General features: G+C 51.9%; 23 protein-coding genes. 9 read left to right on the forward strand and 14 right to left on the reverse strand.

Features of this window, described 5'->3' with window-relative positions:
* Positions 1-43 precede the first annotated feature (43 nt).
* Positions 44-724: a GTPase RsgA gene (rsgA, locus tag MED297_RS12710; RefSeq protein WP_008045514.1), complete on the reverse strand. Its 681-nt coding sequence runs from the start codon at positions 722-724 to the stop codon at positions 44-46.
* Positions 725-1,003: 279 nt separating this feature from the next.
* Positions 1,004-1,828, reverse strand: coding sequence for a mechanosensitive ion channel family protein (locus MED297_RS12715; protein ID WP_040557212.1), 825 nt, complete (start codon positions 1,826-1,828; stop codon positions 1,004-1,006).
* 128 nt (positions 1,829-1,956) lie between these two features.
* Between MED297_RS12715 and MED297_RS12720 the strand changes: the two genes are divergently transcribed.
* From MED297_RS12720 to MED297_RS12730, 3 genes are all read left to right on the forward strand, one after another.
* Positions 1,957-2,226 (forward strand): hypothetical protein, encoded by a 270-nt coding sequence (locus MED297_RS12720; RefSeq protein ID WP_154650933.1) that lies wholly within the window; start codon positions 1,957-1,959, stop codon positions 2,224-2,226.
* A gap of 134 nt (positions 2,227-2,360) precedes the next feature.
* Entirely contained in the window at positions 2,361-3,125 is a 765-nt protein-coding gene (locus MED297_RS12725; protein WP_008045518.1) for a hypothetical protein, read from the forward strand.
* A 156-nt stretch (positions 3,126-3,281) separates the two neighbouring features.
* Entirely contained in the window at positions 3,282-4,043 is a 762-nt protein-coding gene (locus MED297_RS12730) for a substrate-binding periplasmic protein (RefSeq protein ID WP_008045519.1), read from the forward strand.
* 178 nt (positions 4,044-4,221) lie between these two features.
* Here the strand turns inward: MED297_RS12730 and MED297_RS12735 are convergent, their stop codons facing one another.
* The 4 genes from MED297_RS12735 to MED297_RS21360 form a co-directional block, all read right to left on the reverse strand.
* Entirely contained in the window at positions 4,222-5,757 is a 1,536-nt protein-coding gene (locus MED297_RS12735) for a parallel beta-helix domain-containing protein (protein ID WP_008045520.1), read from the reverse strand.
* A gap of 171 nt (positions 5,758-5,928) precedes the next feature.
* Entirely contained in the window at positions 5,929-7,104 is a 1,176-nt protein-coding gene (locus MED297_RS12740; protein ID WP_008045522.1) for a cytochrome-c peroxidase, read from the reverse strand.
* Positions 7,101-7,730, reverse strand: a complete 630-nt coding sequence (locus MED297_RS12745) for a c-type cytochrome (protein ID WP_008045524.1) — start codon at positions 7,728-7,730, stop codon at positions 7,101-7,103. Before MED297_RS12745 ends, MED297_RS12740 begins: the two co-directional genes overlap by 4 nt.
* A gap of 178 nt (positions 7,731-7,908) precedes the next feature.
* Positions 7,909-8,811 (reverse strand): LysR family transcriptional regulator, encoded by a 903-nt coding sequence (locus tag MED297_RS21360; RefSeq protein WP_008045525.1) that lies wholly within the window; start codon positions 8,809-8,811, stop codon positions 7,909-7,911.
* A gap of 127 nt (positions 8,812-8,938) precedes the next feature.
* Here MED297_RS21360 and MED297_RS12755 point away from each other — a divergent pair, with 127 nt between their 5' ends.
* On the forward strand, positions 8,939-9,811 hold the full coding sequence (locus MED297_RS12755; protein WP_008045527.1) for a DMT family transporter: 873 nt from the start codon (positions 8,939-8,941) through the stop codon (positions 9,809-9,811).
* A gap of 55 nt (positions 9,812-9,866) precedes the next feature.
* Here the strand turns inward: MED297_RS12755 and MED297_RS12760 are convergent, their stop codons facing one another.
* The 4 genes from MED297_RS12760 to MED297_RS12780 all read right to left on the reverse strand — a co-directional run bounded on the left by MED297_RS12760 (position 9,867) and on the right by MED297_RS12780 (position 12,550).
* Positions 9,867-10,304 (reverse strand): hypothetical protein, encoded by a 438-nt coding sequence (locus MED297_RS12760; RefSeq protein WP_008045528.1) that lies wholly within the window; start codon positions 10,302-10,304, stop codon positions 9,867-9,869.
* Positions 10,305-10,400: 96 nt separating this feature from the next.
* Entirely contained in the window at positions 10,401-10,721 is a 321-nt protein-coding gene (locus tag MED297_RS12765; protein ID WP_008045530.1) for a hypothetical protein, read from the reverse strand.
* A 347-nt stretch (positions 10,722-11,068) separates the two neighbouring features.
* Positions 11,069-11,605, reverse strand: coding sequence for a hypothetical protein (locus tag MED297_RS12775; RefSeq protein ID WP_008045534.1), 537 nt, complete (start codon positions 11,603-11,605; stop codon positions 11,069-11,071).
* 51 nt (positions 11,606-11,656) lie between these two features.
* Positions 11,657-12,550, reverse strand: a complete 894-nt coding sequence (locus tag MED297_RS12780) for an AraC family transcriptional regulator (protein WP_008045535.1) — start codon at positions 12,548-12,550, stop codon at positions 11,657-11,659.
* 172 nt (positions 12,551-12,722) lie between these two features.
* Here MED297_RS12780 and MED297_RS12785 point away from each other — a divergent pair, with 172 nt between their 5' ends.
* Positions 12,723-13,481, forward strand: coding sequence for an SDR family NAD(P)-dependent oxidoreductase (locus tag MED297_RS12785; RefSeq protein ID WP_008045536.1), 759 nt, complete (start codon positions 12,723-12,725; stop codon positions 13,479-13,481).
* Positions 13,482-13,699: 218 nt separating this feature from the next.
* Here the strand turns inward: MED297_RS12785 and MED297_RS12790 are convergent, their stop codons facing one another.
* Positions 13,700-13,918 (reverse strand): hypothetical protein, encoded by a 219-nt coding sequence (locus MED297_RS12790; protein ID WP_008045537.1) that lies wholly within the window; start codon positions 13,916-13,918, stop codon positions 13,700-13,702.
* A 122-nt stretch (positions 13,919-14,040) separates the two neighbouring features.
* A complete protein-coding gene (locus tag MED297_RS12795; protein WP_008045538.1) occupies positions 14,041-14,439 on the reverse strand; it encodes a hypothetical protein in 399 nt (132 codons plus the stop codon).
* A gap of 580 nt (positions 14,440-15,019) precedes the next feature.
* Between MED297_RS12795 and MED297_RS12800 the strand changes: the two genes are divergently transcribed.
* Together MED297_RS12800 and MED297_RS12805 are read left to right on the forward strand one after the other, a co-directional pair.
* On the forward strand, positions 15,020-15,874 hold the full coding sequence (locus tag MED297_RS12800; RefSeq protein WP_008045539.1) for an SDR family oxidoreductase: 855 nt from the start codon (positions 15,020-15,022) through the stop codon (positions 15,872-15,874).
* Entirely contained in the window at positions 15,871-16,347 is a 477-nt protein-coding gene (locus MED297_RS12805; RefSeq protein ID WP_008045540.1) for a DoxX family protein, read from the forward strand. Before MED297_RS12800 ends, MED297_RS12805 begins: the two co-directional genes overlap by 4 nt.
* A 50-nt stretch (positions 16,348-16,397) precedes the next feature.
* On the opposite strand, the gene MED297_RS12810 is transcribed toward MED297_RS12805, so the two are convergent.
* Positions 16,398-17,306: a LysR family transcriptional regulator gene (locus tag MED297_RS12810; protein ID WP_008045543.1), complete on the reverse strand. Its 909-nt coding sequence runs from the start codon at positions 17,304-17,306 to the stop codon at positions 16,398-16,400.
* A gap of 150 nt (positions 17,307-17,456) precedes the next feature.
* On the opposite strand from MED297_RS12810, the gene MED297_RS12815 reads away from it, so the two are divergent.
* Both MED297_RS12815 and MED297_RS12820 read left to right on the forward strand, forming a co-directional pair.
* On the forward strand, positions 17,457-17,921 hold the full coding sequence (locus tag MED297_RS12815) for a DoxX family protein (protein WP_008045544.1): 465 nt from the start codon (positions 17,457-17,459) through the stop codon (positions 17,919-17,921).
* An 84-nt stretch (positions 17,922-18,005) separates the two neighbouring features.
* Positions 18,006-18,950 carry a glutathione S-transferase family protein gene (locus tag MED297_RS12820; protein ID WP_008045547.1) on the forward strand — a complete coding sequence of 315 codons (945 nt, stop codon included), beginning with the start codon at positions 18,006-18,008 and terminating at the stop codon, positions 18,948-18,950.
* A gap of 79 nt (positions 18,951-19,029) precedes the next feature.
* Here MED297_RS12820 and MED297_RS12825 read toward each other — a convergent pair whose 3' ends face one another.
* Positions 19,030-20,205 carry an acyl-CoA dehydrogenase gene (locus MED297_RS12825; protein ID WP_008045550.1) on the reverse strand — a complete coding sequence of 392 codons (1,176 nt, stop codon included), beginning with the start codon at positions 20,203-20,205 and terminating at the stop codon, positions 19,030-19,032.
* Positions 20,206-20,390: the final 185 nt, after the last annotated feature.

Here is a 20,390-nt window from a genome sequence, read left to right on the forward strand (position 1 = left end):
GCATTTGTGCAGACTGCGACCGGTGTGTGTGCCGGCCCTGGCGTCATCTCGCGAATGCCACCGGTATCGTGAACCGTTGCCCCAACAGCGTATTGGTCAGCGTCGACTTGCCCACACCGGACGAGCCGATAAACGCAATGGTTTGGCCGGAGCCAGTCCATTGTGCAAAGGTCTCAATAATGTCCGAGGCTAACGCATTCACGGCAATGACCGGAACGTCACGATGGATGGCACCCGCCTGATCGAGATAAGGCTCCACCGCATCGGTCTGATCGGCCTTGGTCAACACAATCACCGCAGGGATGTGCGCCGCCAGAATCAGCGCGAGGTAGCGTTCAAGGCGCGAGACGTTAAAGTCGAGGTTGCACGAAGAGACGACAAACAGCGTATCGATGTTCGCGGCAATCAGTTGCGCTTTCGGATCGGTTCCCGCCGCCGTTCGTTTCAGTAACGTGTTGCGCTCAAACAGTTTGATCGGCCGATGAGTGTCATTTGCCAACCACAGCCAGTCACCGGTTGTCGCGCGCGCTTCGGGATCGTCCGAATCCAGAATGCCCATCAACGGCACGGACAGTTCACCCTGTTCACTCAGCACATGAACCCGGTCACGAAACACCGCGTCAACGCGCGCAGCAAAGCCGCTGTCCAGCTCTTCAAACGACAGTTGTTGTTGCAGCATCGGGCGCCAGCCCAACTCTGCCAAGCTAAAAGTTTTGGTATTCAATGGTATTAACCCTAAAAAGGTTTTTCTTAAGGGCTATGCAGACATAACCCGACAATTACGATTCGGCATCTGTCGGGAAAGAGAAGAGGTTATTCGGTAGATCGACTGTTGTTAGAGTAACCGCTACGCTTTCGCCGACGTCATTACATGATCAGTTGATGTGGTCATAAAACGTCTCCTTTGCGGTTTACTTGAATAAGGTGGGCACAGTTTGCGCCGGTCGCCGGGTAAAAGCAAGAGGCCGCAGCAGCCTCTTGCCCGGAACACAGATGGAGGTCATCAGTCCCCGGCCTGGTTCAGATGCACATCCATTTGCGGGAATGGAATGGAGATGCCTTCTTCATCAAACTTCAGTTTCACCCGTTCCTGCATGTCCCAGTACAGGCCCCAATAATCGGCGGCGTTGACCCAGGGTCGAACCAGAATATTCACGGAACTGTCGGCCAGTTCACCCACGGCAATCACCGGTTCTGGCTCGGCGAGCACTCTCTCGTCGGCTTCAATCATTTCCTGCAGGATTTTTTTCGCTTTCAGCAGATCGCTGTCGTAACCAATGCCAAACACCATATCAACACGACGGGTTGGCCGTGCCGAAAAGTTCGTAATTACGCCGCCGTAAATGCCGCCATTCGGAATGATGACTTCTTTGTTATCGACGGTACGCATGGTGGTGGAAAAGACAGTGATCTTTTCGACAATGCCCATTACACCACCGGCATCAACAAAGTCACCGGACTTAAACGGGCGGAACAGAATCAGCATCACGCCGGAAGCGAAGTTCTGCAGCGAATCTTTCAATGCCAAACCGACGGCGATACCGGCGGCACCGATCAAAGCCACCAGCGATGTCGTGTCGACCCCTAACTGTGACAGCGCCGCCACAATAACAAACAGCACCAACACGGCGTGCACAATGCCTGCAATGAAGTCGACCAGAATCTCATCAACCTTGGCGCGCGCCATGATTTTCTTTATCAGCTTTGACAGCAGACCGGCCAGCCAGCGACCGACGACGAATATCGCGAGGGCTAAAACCAGTGACAGAGTGTTTTCCTGAAGCCAGGTCATGGCGGTCTCGGCCATACCTTGAAGTAGTTCCTGCATGCTCTCTTCCTTTTTGAGTGGGGACAGTGTTGAATTGCGATCGAATAAGATCAGTTTCACCTAAAAGCCGTTTGACTGTAAAGCCTCTTAATCTTAATATTAGAAATAACTAATATTAAGTATCGCCCATGCCAATGCCTCGAACATCGATCGCCCTGAAGGAACTGACTCAGACCATCCGTCTGCGCATTCCGTTCGATGAGCTGGACGACGCTCGGGTTTGCTCTGGCCTGTGCATCGGCTGCCCGAAAAAGCTGCTCGAGTACCTGGAGCAGGAAGTGGAATACTGGGAAGGCGAGATCACCCGAGGTGAAACACCCACTCTGGGAGACGTAAAGCGACTGGCTCGCAGCGCCACGAAAATTGAGAAGGTGCTGGTTAAGAATCAGGTGCTTTAAAGCATTTTCCAAGACATTCCCAATGCGGTTATTTGAAAAACATCAAATTTCTAGCGGTTAAAATTGACAAACACCTCTCCCTGTAAAAAGATAGAACGCTGGTTAAACCGTCATTCCAATATAAAGGAACAATAATGAAAAAGTTAATGACCATCGCTGGTGTGGCTATCGCGTTGACAGCATGCGGCCCGGAGGGCTCTTCTAGTTACGACCTGACGTTTAAAATCACAGAAGCGAATGCAAAAAATGTGATTGCCAACTCCGTTACGCTCACGGAAGATACAGACGAATATACACCCTCTAAGATGCTTGAGAGCTACTCAGCACCGACGACTGCGATTCAATCCAGAGCCAGTCAATCGGTTACCTTAGATTGTTCACCATCCGGTACAATGACACTGTCCGCCACCGTACCTGACTCATATGCCAACACGGGCGACTTGCCAACAAGTGGACAGATGTCTGTATCAACCACTTTCAACAACTGTGACGATGGATGGGAAGTAACCGATGGCGGCATGTCCGTCTCAATGTCGTGGTCTGGTTATAATGAATCAAACGACACTTATAACTCACTGACTGTCGGCATCGACTTCGATGATTTCAAAGTTACGGCAGATGGCGAAACGTCCAAAATCGACGGTGGGTTGGACATTTCCACGGGCAGTACCAGTCAATCTGTAAGCTGGGATCTTTACTCTCAGTTTAATGGCCAGACGCTCCGTACTAGCACCCCGCAAGCCATTTCTATTGGCCTGAATGACACTTACCCAAGTGCCGGCGTGATTCGTGTCGAAGGTGCCGACGATACCTTTGCAGAAGCCAAAATTGTTCCAAACGGTTATGAAGTTACCGTCAACGGTGGTCAAGCGACACTCTACACTTGGGACCAGTTCTAACCTCCTTGCGCACCAAACGAATAGAAAGGAAGCCTAGGCTTCCTTTTTTTACCCGGTAAAGAACTGTCCCCAAAAACAAAAAAGCGCCAGTCGAACATTGTAAGCGCCAGAGACTGCTATACTCTTTCTATTAAGCCTCAACAAGCTCCTCTGCCCATGAAAGCTTCCAGAATCGTGTTGCTGTCATTCTGCATGCTGATTGCCTCATTCGGCGTGTCTTCCGAGACAAGCACCCATAAGCCAGACCCTACCCCCATCCAGATTTCGGCGGGTGAATGGCCCCCTTTTCTGAGCCAGTCGCTGCCCGGATACGGTTCGGTTGCGCGATTGATCAGCGATGTGTTCTTTGAGGCTGGTTACGAAGTGGAGTTTGTTTTCCTGCCTTGGGTGCGTGCTTATAACCAAACAGCGATCAGTGAATACTCCGCTACTGCCGTATGGATGTTTCAAGAAGACCGTACCGACGACTTCTATTTCAGCGATCCGGTACTCAACGAAACCTTTGTTCTGTTCTCACTGACCGATGCCGACTTCGACTGGCAGGATTTCGACGACCTGAGCGGGCTGACCATCGGCGGTGGTCTGGGTTACAGCTATGGCCCGGCGTTTGATCAGGCACTGGAAGACGGAGTCTTTGACATGCTGCGCCAGCCGACCGTAGAACAAAATCTGAGGATGCTGGCGGCCGGGCGGATCGACCTGTTCGCCGAAGAAAAAAGCATCGCCTATTACACCCTCAATAATGATGCGCCGGAACTGAAATCGCAGATCACTCATCACCCGACGCCGATTCTGGAAAACGAGAGTTTCCTGATGTTGCCTAAGTCGAACGCGGACAGCCTGGACATCCTACGCCGGTTTAACGCGGCGTTGCAGACGTTCAAAGACGACGGTCGATACGATCTGTACTTCAACTGAGCTCACAATTTGCTTTTTTGTTTCAGTCTGACCTGCACTACGACACCATAGCGCTTCTGGCCTGAGAGTGGCACAAATACGGCTCGGTTAAATTATGGAACAGCAATGTCAGACATGCTGAAATGCGTGGGTATAAAAAACCCGGCATAACGCCGGGCTTCAAGGTTCAGATCCTGGGTTATTCCCGCACTCCTAACATGTATTTCGCCACCGCCATGCGAGTCTCTTCAGTCAGATAATTCTGCGGCGGCATTTCCGGGTAATCATCGCGTTTTTTAATCGGGTCGTTGATGTACTCAGCAATGCCTTCGGGGTTATCAAAATACAGCGCCTGTATCGATTTCACCGACGGGCCTATCATTCGTACGCTATACGTATGACAGCCGGTGCACACACCATAATACGCCCGTTTGCCAATCTCTTTTTCAAAGTCAGCGTCCGAGACATCCTGTTTAACTTCAGTCGGGGCCATGTCTTCCAGCGTCATGGTGAACAAGCCGTCGGTGGCGTATTCGAGCCGATCACAAACGCCGTAGTCCGCACCTAACAAAAACAGGGTTTGGTAGCGATTCACATCGGCAATGCATTTCCCGCTGCCTTTACCGGTATCCATGATGTCCGGGCCGGTATCGCGACCAACCACACTGATCAGATCTTTCAGGATCCCTTTCGGGTCGCTGCCGTTGTTGTACATGACGTTATCCATGATCACCATCCGGTCCGGATTGGGCTCCGAGCCTGGATCTTTGGACACATCAGTCACCAGCGACAGATCGGTAATACCAATGCCGACGCTGTTGTTGCCGGTAATGATGTTGTTTTCAATCACCACATCGTCGGCCGCCATGACCAAAATGCCCGTCCCCTGCGGCACGTTCGCAACGATGGAGCCCGGTTCGGCAAAGTTCACGTGGTTATTATTCACAACAAAGTTGTCGCGAATGATGACATCGTAGGTGGTCTTAATCGGCAGGCCCGGGGTGATAAACGCCAGAATGCCCCCGGCGTTGTCATACACGTAGTTGTTCTCCACCAGCGCATGACGGGTATTCTCAATTTCGATGCCGGCCACGTTGCCAAACACTTCGTTATGGCGCACGTCAATGTGGTCGCTCATGCCGACGTAAATGGCGGCGTCTTCAATGCCGGTCAGCACGTTGTGCTCGATCAGCCCATTGGTCCCGAACTGCGGAAAGATGCCGTACACCCCCGTATCGATGACCAGATTATTGCGGATCACAAAGTTATTCCCGGCCTGCCCCATGATGGCATTGCCTTTGTAATCCATGATCTTGAAACTGTCGATGGTGATGTCGCTGCCGGAATACAAAATGGCGTCGTTCAGTTCTTTGTTACCGTCCAGCGTCGGGTACTCGCCCTCTTCGACCACGCCCATGAGCACGATGTCGTCTTTATCGATGTACACCGTTTCGGAATAGGTGCCCGGATACACCATGACCGTGTCGCCGGGCTGGGCCGTTAAAACCGCTTCCTGAATAGAGTCGCCGTCTCGGACTTCATGGATGGTGCCCTGCGCCAGCGTCGGCACGGCAAGAGAACCCGCACCACCGATGTTGCGCGACAGCTCCGCGTCGGCAGACTGAACAACCCGTTCGGCCTTGGGTGGGAACACGTAATACCAGCCCTGCATAAGGCCGATGCCGATGGCAATGAACAGCAGTGGCAGAATGAGCCACCTGACCAGTCGTTTCATGTTGAGTCCTCTCTTTTGTTATCGTTTTTTTAATGTTGTTGTGGAACATCCCGCCGATATCGCTTGCAGGCAAGCTCCTACAAACCATGCCACCCTGTAAGAGCCTGCCTGCAGGCGAAACCGGTCTTAACGCTTCGCTAACGTCGCTTGGAAGCAAGCTCCTACGCAATTTCAGTTCCCGGGTATAAACGCTTCCGCACTAATGGGTGACAACCCCGACGGCAACACCTCCGGCACTCTCGGCGCGAACCGCGTATCCGTCAGCGTCTTCATAAAATCCACCAGCCGATCAATTTCGGTGTCGGTCAGTTCCGGCTCCCAGATGTGCCAGTGCAGATACAGGTGCTCGCCCTCAGGTACCGCATGCCCGCGCCCCAGTGTGTAAAACTCCGTGGCATCCCAGAGCGAGTCGTACTTGCCCGAGTGCATGTAGGGCGCGGTCAACTCAATATTGCGTAAACTCGGCACCTTAAAGCCGCCCCGCATCGAGGCATCACCCGTGACGCCCATCGCGCCGACATCACGCGACATGCCATCCGGCTCTGGAGTGCCAATGACCGCGATCTGCTGATTGGTAAACAACGGTGGCGTATGGCATTCGGCACAACGGGCCACGAACGAGCGGAACACGTTCAGCCCTTCAATTTCCGGAGGGGTCAACGCGTCGGCATAACCATGAGCGTATTGATCGTAGCGACTGTTAAGCGACACCAGGCTGGCTTCAAAGCCGGCCAGCGCGTGGTAGATTTCATCCAGCGTGATGTCTGGTGCGGACTGCGGAAACGCGACCTGAAACAAGTCCCGATAGGCCGGAATCCCATTCAATGTCTGCAACAGGTTGGCCGGTGTGTTCGCCATTTCCTGCTCGGAATACAGGGGACCGACGACCTGATCTTCCAAGGTGGCCGCACGCCCATCCCAAAAGAAAATGTCCTGAAAGGCAAGGTTCCAAAGGCTGGGGGCGGAGCGAGTGCCTTCCTCACCGAGTGCACCGATCGACACGGCCCGACCATCCGCCATGCCCCGGCTCGGGTCGTGACAGGTCGCGCACGATTGCGTACCGTTCACCGACAACACGGGGTCGAAAAACAGATAGCGACCAAGATCGATGACCTGCGGCGAGAATCCGTCCCGATACGCCGGTAGCCCGGTTTTTAACCCGCCCACGCCCTGGCTTTGCAGCGAGGGGTACTGTTGATACAGCGAGCGCAACTCACAGTTATTAGACGCGACCCGCTCAAAACCCGGCGGACAATAGGGTGACAGCTCTATGGTGGCTGCCGGTTCGGCACCTGCGCCAACACTGAGTAGCCCACCCAACATCAGGGCGATGATCCAACGATTCATGGCGCGGGCACCGGCAACGACTGAATATAAGCAACGACATGCCGCAGTGCCGTTTCATCGGCAATTTCAGACGACATAAACGCCATCTGCCGCCCCAGGCGATCATCCGCAGCATAACCGCGCTGCCCGTTTTTAAACTTCATAACCTGGTCGAACAGGTACTGATCGTGCTGACCGACCAAACGCGGCGCCGAAAACGCCTCATTACCCTCGGCAAAGGCCCCGTGACAATCGCCACAGTTGGCATTGAACAACTTTTCACCCTTGGCGGCATCACCGTCAATCGTCGCCGGTCGCCGTTGCGAGGGCAGCAAAGCCAGCCCTTGTGCAATGGCCTGCCGGTCGGCCTCGTTGAGCATGGTTGCAAAAGCGGTCATCTGCGCACCCGTGGCATCGCCTTCGGCGGTACCCCGATGGCCATCGGCAAAGTTATTGAGCTGGCGGACGATGTAGTCCGCATTGAGACTGGCCAGGGCCGGTGCCTTTAAGGCTGGGTTTCCTTCACCGTTCGCCCCATGGCAGGCAAGGCAGGCGGTATAGGCAGGTGGCAGCTCTGCCGACACCGACCCGACAGCAACGACCAGACACAGCAGTGCCCGTTGCCAGAACGTCAGACTCTCTCTCATGGTTGGACCTTTTTTATTATCGTTGCGGAACCGTTTGGCCGATCCCGTCTTGTGCGATCAACATAGCCAGACGGCTTGCGCTTGCCAAAGACAAGCGCTGCGCAAACTCTGAAAAGGACTGTGCAAATCTTTAAAGAAGGCTCTGTGGCGGGGGTTTCAGGGCACCCGCAGAAGCGGATTATTCAGGTAATACCAAGCCTTCGGCGGGTCCGAACTGGCGCACTTCCTGCTCGATGTGCTGCTGAAATGACAGGCTTTTCCGCGAACGATGTGTGCGAGTGGGATACACCAGGTGAAAACCGATCGGGTCGGCGCGCTCTTCTGCCAGCACTTCCACCAGCTCACCACTCGCCAACCAGGGTTGCGCCTGATAATGACTGGCAAAGGTCGGCCCCTCCCCCTCGGCGGCGGCCTGCAGGCACTGATCAAAGTCGTCAAACAGGTAGCTGATTTGCGCCGGCTGCCAAACGCCGGAGCGGAACCACCAGGGCAACACCGCACTTGTAGCCCCGGTGGTAATAACCTGATGGGCGTTTAACCGGGCAATTTCAGTGACCGGACCGTGTTTCGTTAACCAACCGGGAGACACAAACACACCGTAGTGGATGCTGAACAGCCGTTTAGCGTGCAGCGTCGAGTCTGGCAGCGGCCCTTGGCGGAAAGCAAAGTCCAGCCGATGAGCCTGGAAATTAAGATAGTCGTTGCTGTGGATCAGCTCGACCTGAACGCTCGGGAACTGTTGCCGATAGCGGATCACCCACGGCGTCAGTGGACCGCGCGCAAAACTGCCCGGTGCCGTCACGCGCAGTGTGCCATTCGGTTCCTGCTGACTGTCCCGCCAATCCAGCACCGCCTGTTGGTCAGTGAGCATTTGCTCCGCCAGTGGCAGCAACTGCCGCCCGGCGTCGGTCAGCGACAGCGCCCGCGTCGTTCGGGTCAGTAAGCGCTCACCTAGATCCGATTCCAGCTTAGCAATGCGCCGACTCAGGTTACTGCTGGGTTCCACTAACCGGCGGGCGGCCTCACTGAACGACCCGCAATGCGCAATTTCAACAAACCAGAGTAGAGCCTGTAGATCCATCACCGATTATCCCAAATCTGAAACAGTTGCGAGCAGTGTAACCTGTTTTCGCACGAACGATGACATTCACCCGTGTAACCGTTAGCCTGAACCGCGTTTTAACCTCGACTCAGGACACATCACGACCATGACAGAACGATTGATAGACCATCGACAGGGCATCACCCTCGCCGGCATTGGCGTATTGGTCCTCGGTTTCGATGCCCTGCTGGTGCGGCTAGCAGGCACCACGCCGGCCAATGTGGCCTTTTGGCGTGGGCTCTTGGTTTGTGTGTCCTTACTGACATTCATGACCGTCACCGGTCGACTCGCGGAGCTGCGCCGGTACAGGGCGCACGGCTTGGCAGCGCTTGCCGTGACGGTGCTGTACGGCATTAACTCCGCGCTGTTTGTGGTCAGCGTCAGCCATACCAAGGTGGCGAACACGGTGGTGATTCTGAGCAGTTCCGCATTTTTTGCCGCGCTGTTTTCCTGGTTTTTGCTGCGTGAAAAACTGCCGCTGCGCACCTGGGTGGCCATTGTCGTCGCCCTGACGGGCGTGCTCGTTGTGTTTGCCGGATCGTTCGGGCTGGCCGACTGGCGAGGTGATTTGGTCGCCCTGATACTGGCCATGTTGATGGGCCTGACACTGACATTGCTGCGCCGACTGCCGGAGTTACCCAAAATCCCCGTCGTCGCCTTGAGCGGGCTGATCACTGCCCTGCTCGCCGTACCCTTTGCGCAACCGCTGTCACTCGATATGGCCAGCTATGGTTGGCTGGCCGTGATGGGCTTAGTTCAGATGCCCGTCGCCTCTGTCCTGTTGATGATGGCGACCCGCTACCTGCCATCACCCGAAGTCAGTTTGTTTTTACTGATCGAAACCATACTGGGACCGGTGTGGGTGTGGCTGGTTTTACAGGAAAGCATTCCATCGATGACGTTGATTGGCGGCAGTGCAATTTTAGCGGCGATTACGGTGCATTCTTGGTTGGCTTTGAAGCGGGAGCGGGTTGTTTAGAGCGGTTACAAACATTAGACGGGGTAGCTACGGGCGGTTGATCACTGTGATTTTACTAAGCATCACGTAATTGTTTCGCGTCGGAATAAACTGAAGAATATTTTGATGACAGTTTCTCGTCTAACCCAATCAGCAGGGTTGCACTGCTGTCCCAACAACCGACTTCAAATACTGCACCTTCCGCCTGAACGCTGGGATTAGACCCATTCCAGTAATTCGGATTGCCAGCGATATAGGGTTCATTGACAATTTTTGGACGAACACCGGTTTTGAATGCCGATATTACACCCCAAATAAACTGAACATTATTGGTACTGATAAGAGCATTAAGCTCTTTACCAGAGTACCAACCTTCCCTAACGTTAAAACCATTGGTTTCTACGTCAGACAAATACCATTCATAATCCAATGCGCGAACTCCGAGTGCTTCGAAAACCTCAGGTAGAAAAGTGAAGTACTTAACTTGGTTTGTATTTTCGAGTATCAGGTTCATTATTTATTAACGCCTCGCTTATCGGAGAGCAACGAAGGAGCGAACTCTTTGTAGGCCGTGATGCGGGTTTGAACAGACAGAAACAGCTCTGACTTGTTAGGTGTCGGTGGTAATGCAATACAGTAAAGTTGCACCATTCACCTCAGGCTTTTCGTCCCATTCAACTTTTGCTTGCATAATTGTGCTTTTTACAAGCGCTATTGCAAAGTTATTTTTCATATCAGAAAGATCTACGGTACCCTGATGTTTCTGTGAATGCCCGAGCCTCCCGTCTTTATACTTAATCCAGCCTTCCCATCCTAATACTTGGGTGCCACTTTGTTCGAGTATATACAGTAGTTCCATAGCGTCGGTATAACCGACGACCAGTTCATTCTCTGATACAGACCTTTCCTTTATTTCTTCAAAACTATACATACTTGTTACATTTAAAATTCACAATAACTGCGAGCGCTGATAAGTGCGAGTCGTACCCCGAAGGGGGGTTCTTAAGTGCATGCCTCATTGTTTTGTTAAGGATGTGCACGGGGTAGAACCCATCCATGTAGTAGGTTCCTTTGACTGTTTCACACTTATAAGTCCATAAGTAGTCACCAATCGGAATGTCCTTTTCATTAAATGCAAAAGTGACATTACTAATAGCTAAAAGAACCATAAATGTCGATTTCTTCAAGGTCAGACCTTAACGCCCGCCACAGCGGCTAAAAATGAGCGCTAGCGAGTTTTTAGTACAAGGCCCGGAACGCAGTGGCTGCGGGCGCTTGTTACTTGCGAAGCCGCACCATACCTGAATACTTCTCAACTAGTTTTAGTAGTGAAGGTTCTTTAACTGACCGTAATGCACTAACTCTTTGGGAAAGTTCATAGTTCTGGGCCCCAAGCCTGTCAACATACTCCAATCCTGGCATATTTAGGATGCGCATCAAAACAGCATCTGAAAGTGCTATTTGCTCCGTGACCGTAAGAAACTGGGAAGGATTAATTCGAATAGACCGGGCTATCAGAGCTATAAGATCCTCTCGCAACCCGCCATCACTCGAAAGCATTAGCCTAATTGCTAAGCAGAGAGAGTCTTTACTACCACTATTTACTTGGTTTTGAAGAATCAGTAAGTCTGGAATCCAGTAGCGATAACCCTCTGGAATCGCACCTTCCGAATACTCGATAACTTCCACTACTTCGGCATTCAAATCATTTGGCAATGCTAAATACTTTTCCCACAAAGTTTCAGAAAGAGCATTGCTAGATGCAAAAATTATCAGTAGAAGTATTTTCTTCATAATTCCAAGTAATGCCAGCATTTGCTGGCTGGTTTGGAGCGTAGTGGAAAACCAGTCGGCAACATGCGTTTGTTATGTGATGGCTTGAACCGACCCTCGCCTGTTTTGGCTTGGTGGGTAACCGAATTTCCGTGCATATTCACGACTGAAATGTGCTGTACTTTCGAAGCCAACCTCAAAGCCAACCGTAGAAACAGAGAGGGCTGTAGCTAAAAGCTTTTGCTGTGCCACAAGTAATCGCACATCCTTAAGAAATTGCAAGGGTGTTGTTGCGGTTACAGCCTTAAAGTGTTCGTGAAAGCTGGATGCGCTCATACCAACCAGAGCGGCCAGATCCTGAACGCAAATAGGTTCTGCAAAGTCTTTTTGCAATTTTAGAATGGCGCGATTTATGCGGCTCTCATGACTATCGGGATACGCGAGGCGGCGCAACATGCCGCCGTGACTTTCGAGCAACAAGCGAAAGTGGATCTCACGTAAGAGTATAGGAGCCATGATTTTTTGTTCTACATAGGAACGATCACGCAGTTCAAATAAGCGTTTAACCGCCTGTACCAATTCACCGCCACTAATGCCTGAGGCAATAGAAGCATTATCAGCTACATCATCGTCGGACAATTCCAACTCAGCTTGAATAGCCCGAATAGTATCGAGACATATCTCTAGCGCCAAAGCCACGTAGGGCTTAGCGGGCGAAGCAGCAGTTACCTGGCTCACCGTGGGAATATTGATACTCACAATCAAGCTCTCACCAGCACTGAAGGTAACGACCCTTTCACCCAATCTAGCTTCCTTCTGACCTTGCAGAACAAGACAAAGCAATGGGTTGTATAGGGTATTCATTAATGCTGAGGGTTCTCTACTGCGCACAATAGAAAGTCCTCCAACGCCAATGGGGGTAGGTTCATTAGAAAGCCTATGCTTATCAGCATAGGCTATGACATCTGCAGAAAAGTCTTTATACATACACAAGGCTCAGCAGGAACTGACCAAGAATTTTACCTAAAACTAGCTATAATCACGAATTATTTGGAGGAATGATCAAATAATTCGCATTCACAAACAAGCGCCCCCCATTTTCTCGCGATACTCTGCACATAGAACGCTCACACACAAATTCAATTATTCGGAGAAAAGCATGACACAGAAAATTGCACTCATCACTGGTGGCAGTCGCGGACTGGGCAAAAGCGCAGCATTGCATCTTGCTAAAGCTAATGTTGGTATTGTCATTACATATCAGAGCAATGTAGCAGAAGCACAAAGCATTGTTGATGAAATAAACAGCAAGGGCGGTCGTGCTGCAGCGCTAAAGCTTGATGTTGCCGAAAGCAGCAGCTTTTCCAGTTTTCGTGATAGCCTGATATCTATACTCAAAGAGACATTCGAACGAAATACTTTCGATTATTTGGTCAATAATGCTGGCTATGGAATTTTCACACCATTTGAAAAAACAACAGAAGCGGAACTGGATGACATGTACGCAGTACACCTGAAAGGCCCATTTTTTCTGACACAATGCCTTGCCAGATTTATTGAAGACGGAGGACGTATCCTCAACGTATCATCTGGCTTAACCCGAATGACTTTTTCTGGCTACGATGCTTACGCTGCAATGAAAGGCGGACTGGAAGTCGTTACGCGCTACCAAGCTGCAGCCTATGCAAGCAGAGGAATTGCTGTAAATACCATTGCGCCCGGTGCAATAGAAACTGATTTTGGTGGTGGTGCAGTACGTGATACACCGAAGTTAAATCAACATATTGCATCCACGACAGCGATGGGTCGTGTTGGGCTACCCGACGATATTGGTAGTGCCGTCGCAGGGCTCCTTGTTGCGGGCAGTGGATGGATGACTGGTCAGCGTCTTGAAGTATCTGGAGGTCAATCCCTTTAAATAGGTGGCCACTCCCTAGAGTGGCCACAAGTTCTTTGAATAGTAGAGTGCTATGGATGGATCTGGAATATCAGCTGTCACTCTCAGACATGTATTTATTCAAAAGGATTATCCTAGACACATAACGCCCTTGGTTTGGGGCGAGTTGAGCGCCAGCGAAAACGAGTCCATTGCCCGCCGCGCCAGCGGAAAAAGCGGGCAAGACCAACACCAGTTTGTTAAGTGCTGGTATGAAAGTAAGCATCATAGTCTGCAATTCCTTCAGCTAAAACTGCTTCTATATCGTCGGTATCTTTGCGGAATAAATACTCGGTTCCGGGCTTTTCGATTAGAACAGTCTTACGATTAGAGTCTCGTTCACCATCCCATTTTATGAATACCATAGCGCCTTCTGACTGGAGCCTATCTAGTTCTGCAAGACTTTTAGCTATTCCCATAAATTAACTTCTTCTGGCACTTAACGCCTGGCACAGCCGCCGGCAAAATTGGCAGTTGTTTTGCCGGGTTTTGGGCAAAACAAGTGACACTTTTAACGGTCGGTTGCTGCCACTTGTTAGCACTATATGCCTAAAAACGGGAAATTCTCTTTAATATCTTTCTGGAAACGAGCATCTGAACAGTACCTTAGAACCCACGGTACATATTCTGAACTACCACCATCAAAGGCTTTAGCTTTAGAAATACCAGAATCGCCCAATTTGATTATCAGTCCACTCACGAGGTCAACAAACTGGAAAAATCCTTTTACAATAACCTCTGCATCCTTATCAGCAGATTCTTCCAGCTCAATATCCTCGCTAAAGTAATCATGAGGACCTTCTAATCCCTTGATTATTGATAGCATCCAGTCAACATCGCTGTCATCTAAATTACTCGATAACTCAAGAATTTCTCGCTCGGGAATGCTCCCTGAACGTAGTTTATGAAATATCTTTCTTAGCTCAACTTCCTTATCCATACGTTCTCTCCTAGGTGCTAACAGATTATTCTACGTCGCATGACCAAATATCACGGCGACGCATAAACCTGCCACCCACTCTCAGTTTGATCACTCTAATACATTCCATACTCCGGCACATGGCGGCTATTGTCAATTTGGGCTTAATTAACTTCGCGTCTTGCGACTGACTATCCAGAATTAAACGTCACGCTAGAACGCAACTGCGTAAGGGACTCGCGGAATTGGCCCGATACTTGAGCAAAGAGTCAGATATCAGGTTTTTCTATGTCCTTTCCTGGATATGCGTCTTGAGACTAGATATCCCATTCATATCCAGGTTTTACGTCTTGAATCCTTCCGTTTTTGCGATCGTGCTCTCAAGATCTCGTTGCCAGCTCTCAACAAAGGGATAAGCTCGGTGGTGACCGTACTAAAGCGTGTACGAAATTGGAAAGCAGGGCATGTCTCTAAACTGACTATCGCTCGATCTTCAATTATCCCAAATATAAGAGAATCAAAACCATTTTAACCCACTAATAAAACCAATCGTCCTCCGTACACTGGCGTTGTCTTAACCAGAACCCTACGAGGAATGCTTATGAAAACTGTCTCTGTTATTGGCGCCACCGGCATGCTGGGCCAGCCCGTCGCCCGCGCACTCATCGCCGATGGCTTTAATGTCCGAATTTTAACGCGCAACCCTGGCAACGCCCGGCGTCTGTTCGGCGACAAGGTCGACATTCGCAATGCCGATCTACACGATATTCCCAGCCTGAAGTCGGCCCTGGCGGGCACCGACATGGTGTACGTGAATGTCGGCGGGCACAGTAAAGCCACCTACTACCGTAACCATGTGGTAGGAACGCAGAATCTGCTGAAGGCGCTGGAAGGTCAAACGTTGGACGTGATCGCTATGATCTCCTCCGCTGCGGCGCATCCGGAATTTAACGACCGTTGGGATAACCATTACAAATGGGAAGCCGAGCAATTACTGAAAGCCAGTAATCAGCCGTATCTGGCGTTTATGCCGAGTTGGTTTATGGAATCGCTCGATCTGTTTGTGCAGAAAAACCGGCTGATGCAGATTGGCCCGTCCACCAAAGGCATTCATTGGGTGGCCGCCGACGATTACGGCCAAACCGTCAGTCGGTGTTTGCAGGATGAGCACTGCCGCAATAAGCGAATGCATGTCTATGGCCCGGAAACGCTGACGATGACGCAAGCCTGTCGCCGGGTGGCCGACTCGTGGCAGTTGCAGCACACGCCATTACCGTCATGGCTGGCCGCAACCATCGGTCGTCTGAGCCGGGACCCGGTTTTGGTCGATGTTGCCGACCTGACCAGACACTACGACCGCACCGGTGAAAAGCCCGATCCAGACGCTTTGCGTACCACCACGACCTTAACGCAGTGGTTACTGAACCGATCCGCCAAGGTGGGCGTCGCGGCATGATTACACCACTGATTATATTGCTGCTGTTAGTTGCGCCCGGGCTGCTGGCCTGGGTGCTGTCGCCCTCGCTGGGGTTAACCGCCTGGTCGTCTCAACGACGCGCCTATGGGCTGGGCCTGTGCTTTGTGTTTTTCGGCATCGGGCATTTTGCCCAAACCAACGGTATGGTGGCCATGTTGCCGGAGTTTGTGCCGGCACGGCGCGAGCTGGTTTGGTTAACCGGTGCAGGGGAATGGCTGGTCGCTTTAGGATTGTTCACGACCCGGTTTCAACGTGTGGCAACGTTGGCTGGCTTAGCCATGTTCGTCGGTTTCTTTCCGGCGAACGTTTGGGCAGCGTGGCAGCAAACGGGGTTGGGCGGTCATCAATGGGGGTTGGTATATCTTTGGATACGGGCCCCGCTGCAGGCAATTCTGATTGTTTGGAGTTTACGCCTGTTGGCACTGACCCCTGCGCAGAAAACCACAGCCTGAAACAGCCAGCCCAAATTACTTCTTTGCCATAGCATCGGTTCGGCCGCCGTTTAAAACTGATCCCAATACGGCGGATCGCCAAAGTAGCTGCTCATAAAATCGATGAACGCTCGAAGTTTTGGTGCCAGCAGTTTCCGATGTGGGTAAACGGCATATAGCCCCATCGGTTCCGGCTCATAGTCCTTTAATATGATGCTGAGCTGACCGCTTTTGAGCGGTTCGCTGACAATAAAGGTCGGTTGCAGGATATAGCCCTCGCCCGCGACAGCGGCAGACACCAGGATGTCGCCATTGTTGGCAATAATGCCGTTGGGGTTGTTTTGCGAATGCGCGCGTAACACCTTCATTAAGGGGTTCGAGAGCGGGGCATACTCCATGTAGCTGTAGCGCAGAAAATGCGACCCGATCAGATCCTCCGGATGTTCCGGCACTCCGTGTTGGTCGAGGTAAGATGGCGCGGCACACAGCACCAACCGCACCGGTGCGACTCGCTTGGCGATCAGGGAAGAATCTTTCAAATGTCCGATGCGCAGTGCAACGTCAAACCCTTCTTCGACGACATCGACTTTGCGATCACTTAACTCCAGGTTTACACCCACATCCGGATAGGCTTTTTTAAAGTCTCGGACCAATGGCCCCAGGTACTGAGTGGCAAAGGAGACCGGCGCGCTGATGTGCAACTGCCCTTTGGCGGCTGCCTGTAACTGGCCAAAGTGATTTTCCATGTCATCGACGCTTTCCAGAATATGCAGCGCATGTTGCAGGCACTGCTCTCCTTCTTGCGTCAGTCGCACATTCCGAGTGGTGCGGTTAAAGAGCCGAACGCCCAACTGCTCTTCGAGCTGAGACACATATTTGCTCACCAACTGGTTGGACAGCTCCAGTTTTTCGCCCGCTTTGGTGAAGCTGCCCGCTTCGGCCACCGCGACAAAGGCTTTCATGGTGTCAATTCGATCCATGTCGGGGTTCCTGCCCAATTACCAATAAATCATTGGTAATCATCCAATAGTTCGACGGTTTTTCCAATCTTTTGTTGTGAGTAATCTGTCCAACATAAGAACTGAAGACATCAAAACATTGCTTCACATTTAACCGAAAAGGAAAGAATCATGAACAAATCTGTCATCAACACACTATTAGCTTCCAACGCCGGGTTTGGCGCATTGGTCTTACGCCTTCCGTTAGGCATCGTACTGGCGGCCCACGGCGCCCAAAAACTATTCGGATGGTTTGGCGGCTTTGGCCTCCAGGGCACGGGCCAATGGATGGCCAGTATCGGCCTGGAACCCGGGTACCTGATGGCATTGCTGGCCGGCAGCGCCGAGTTTTTTGGTGGTTTGGCACTGGTGATCGGTTTTCTTACCCGTCCTGCGGCTTTGCTCAGCGCCATCACGATGGTCGTCGCGATCTTCAGCGTTCATTTTCAAAACGGGCTGTTTCTCACCAACAACGGTTATGAATACGCGCTGATATTACTCGCGGGTACGCTGGCCTTGACGGTTCAGGGGGCCGGTCACTACTCGATCGATAATGCCCTGGTGAAGCGCCCGAACTACCGACTGCAAACCGCGTAAGTCAACAGCGACAACGAAATCTACGAAACACACAATCGCCTTCGCCAACTCGCCGAAGGCGATTCCTGCACAGGAGATCGACCCATGTTAGTGAATGGTCAATGGCAAGAAAAATGGCAACCGGTTCAGAACAAAGATGAGCAGGGTCGGTTTATCCGGCAAACCTCTTCATTTCGAAACTGGATTACCCCAGACGGATCACCGGGCATCACCGGAGAAGGCGGCTTTAAAGCAGAGGCCGACCGGTACCATCTGTATGTGGCGTACATCTGCCCGTGGGCCAGCCGCACACTGATGGCCCGATCCTTAAAAGGGTTAGAAGACATTATTTCGGTCTCTGTCGTGAACCCGAAACTGACCGATCAGGGTTGGAAGTTTGGCGGCTTCAACGGCAGTGATGAAGACGAGTTGAATGGCGCAACATACATGCACGAGCTGTACACGAAAGTTGCGCCCGATTTTACCGGCCGTGCCACGGTGCCAGTGTTGTGGGATAAAAAAACCAACACCATCGTTAATAATGAGTCGGCGGACATTGTGCGGATGTTCAATACGGCGTTTGTGAACCTTGTTGGCGAAGGGATCGATCTTGTCCCGAATGAGTTGGCGACACAAATCGATTCGTTGAACAGCTACCTGTACGAGCACCTGAACAACGGTGTGTATCAGGCCGGGTTCGCGTCTACTCAGGAAGCCTATGAAGAAGCCTACCACAAGGTGTTTCTTGCTTTGGATTCTATGGAAGCACAGCTGTCGGATGGTCGCTCGTTCATCCATGGTGATCGCCTCACAGAGACCGACCTTCGATTGTTTGTCACCCTGGTTCGTTTCGATGTCGCCTACCACGGCCTGTTTAAATGTAACCGTAACCGGATCAGCGATATGCCTTATTTAAACGCTTATCTGCATCGAATACTGGCGATCGATGGCGTGAAAGACACCGTCAACATCGAACATATCAAGGCGGGGTATTACTCTGTTAAAGCCTTGAACCCGACGGGCATTGTCCCTCTAGGACCAGAGCTATAAAGCCAGTCTCGTTCTCGACCCGCAACCGATTTGGAAGCGGGTTGATGTTTAAGTCTATGCCCTGGCGCTCGAGACTCTCTTAACTAAACGCCGGCAACCCGGTAATGGCCCGACCGACAATCAGCGCATGAATGTCGTGCGTACCTTCGTAGGTATTCACCGCTTCAAGGTTCAGCATGTGGCGGATCACCGGGTATTCATCGGAAATGCCATTGCCGCCGTGCATGTCACGGACCGTGCGGGCAATGTCCAGCGCTTTGCCACAATTATTGCGCTTCATCAGGGAAACCAGCTCAACCGGGCATTGGCCAGCGTCCATCATGCGGCCCATTTGCAACGCACCCTGCAAGCCTAGGGCGATTTCGGTTTGCATGTCGGCGAGTTTTTTCTGAATCAACTGATTCGCCGCCAGTGGCCGGTTGAATTGTTGGCGCTCCAACGTGTAGTTGCGCGCCGCCGCGAAGCAGCATTCAGCTGCGCCCATCGCGCCCCAGGCAATGCCGTAACGGGCTTTGTTCAGGCAGCCAAAGGGCGCACTGAGGCCTTTCGCTTTTGGCAATCGGTTGGCTTCGGGAACAAACACCTCGTCCATAACAATTTCACCAGTCACCGATGCACGCAGGGAAAACTTGCCATTTATTTTGGGCGTGCTCAAGCCAGTCATGCCGCGCTCTAAAATAAACCCGGCAATCTCGCCGTCGAGCTTGGCCCAGACGACAAACACATCGGCTAAAGGCGAGTTGGTGATCCACATTTTGCTGCCCGTCAGCTGATAACCGCCATCAACGATTTTGGCACGCGTACGCATACTGGCCGGGTCGCTGCCGCTGTCGGGTTCGGTCAAGCCGAAACAGCCGATCCATTCACCGCTGGCGAGTTTTGGCAGGAATTTGTCGCGTTGTGCGTCGTCGCCGTACTGATAAATAGGGTACATGACCAGCGACGATTGCACACTCATGGCCGACCGAAAGCCGGAGTCGACGTGCTCTACTTCACGCGCGATTAATCCATAACTGACGTGGTTTAACCCGGCGCAGCCATATTTTTCCGGCAAAGTCGCGCCCAGCAGACCCTGTTCGCCCATCTGGCGCATCCAGTCTCGGTCGAACTGTTCATCGCGAAACGCCATCTGCACTTTCGGCTTCAACTCGCCCTGACAAAACGCCCGGGCGCTGTCGGCAATCATGCGTTCTTCATCGGTGAGTTGTTCGGTCAGATGAAAGGGGTCTTGCCAGTGGTAATTGGGTCGCGACATCGTCTTCTCCTGCTTTCTGATACCCCAGCATAGTACGCATCTCACAACGAGCTTTGAATGGGACAAATGGAGGTAACCGGATTAACAAGTGTTCGGAAAACTGGACGATTTTAATCGAGGCGATGCCTGACTCTTCTGCCCTCCGCAGGCGGAATCGGGGTCTTGGTCTGGAAACCGTCAACAAC

It is taken from the genome of Reinekea blandensis MED297, assembly GCF_000153185.1.
GTDB lineage: Bacteria > Pseudomonadota > Gammaproteobacteria > Pseudomonadales > Natronospirillaceae > Reinekea > Reinekea blandensis.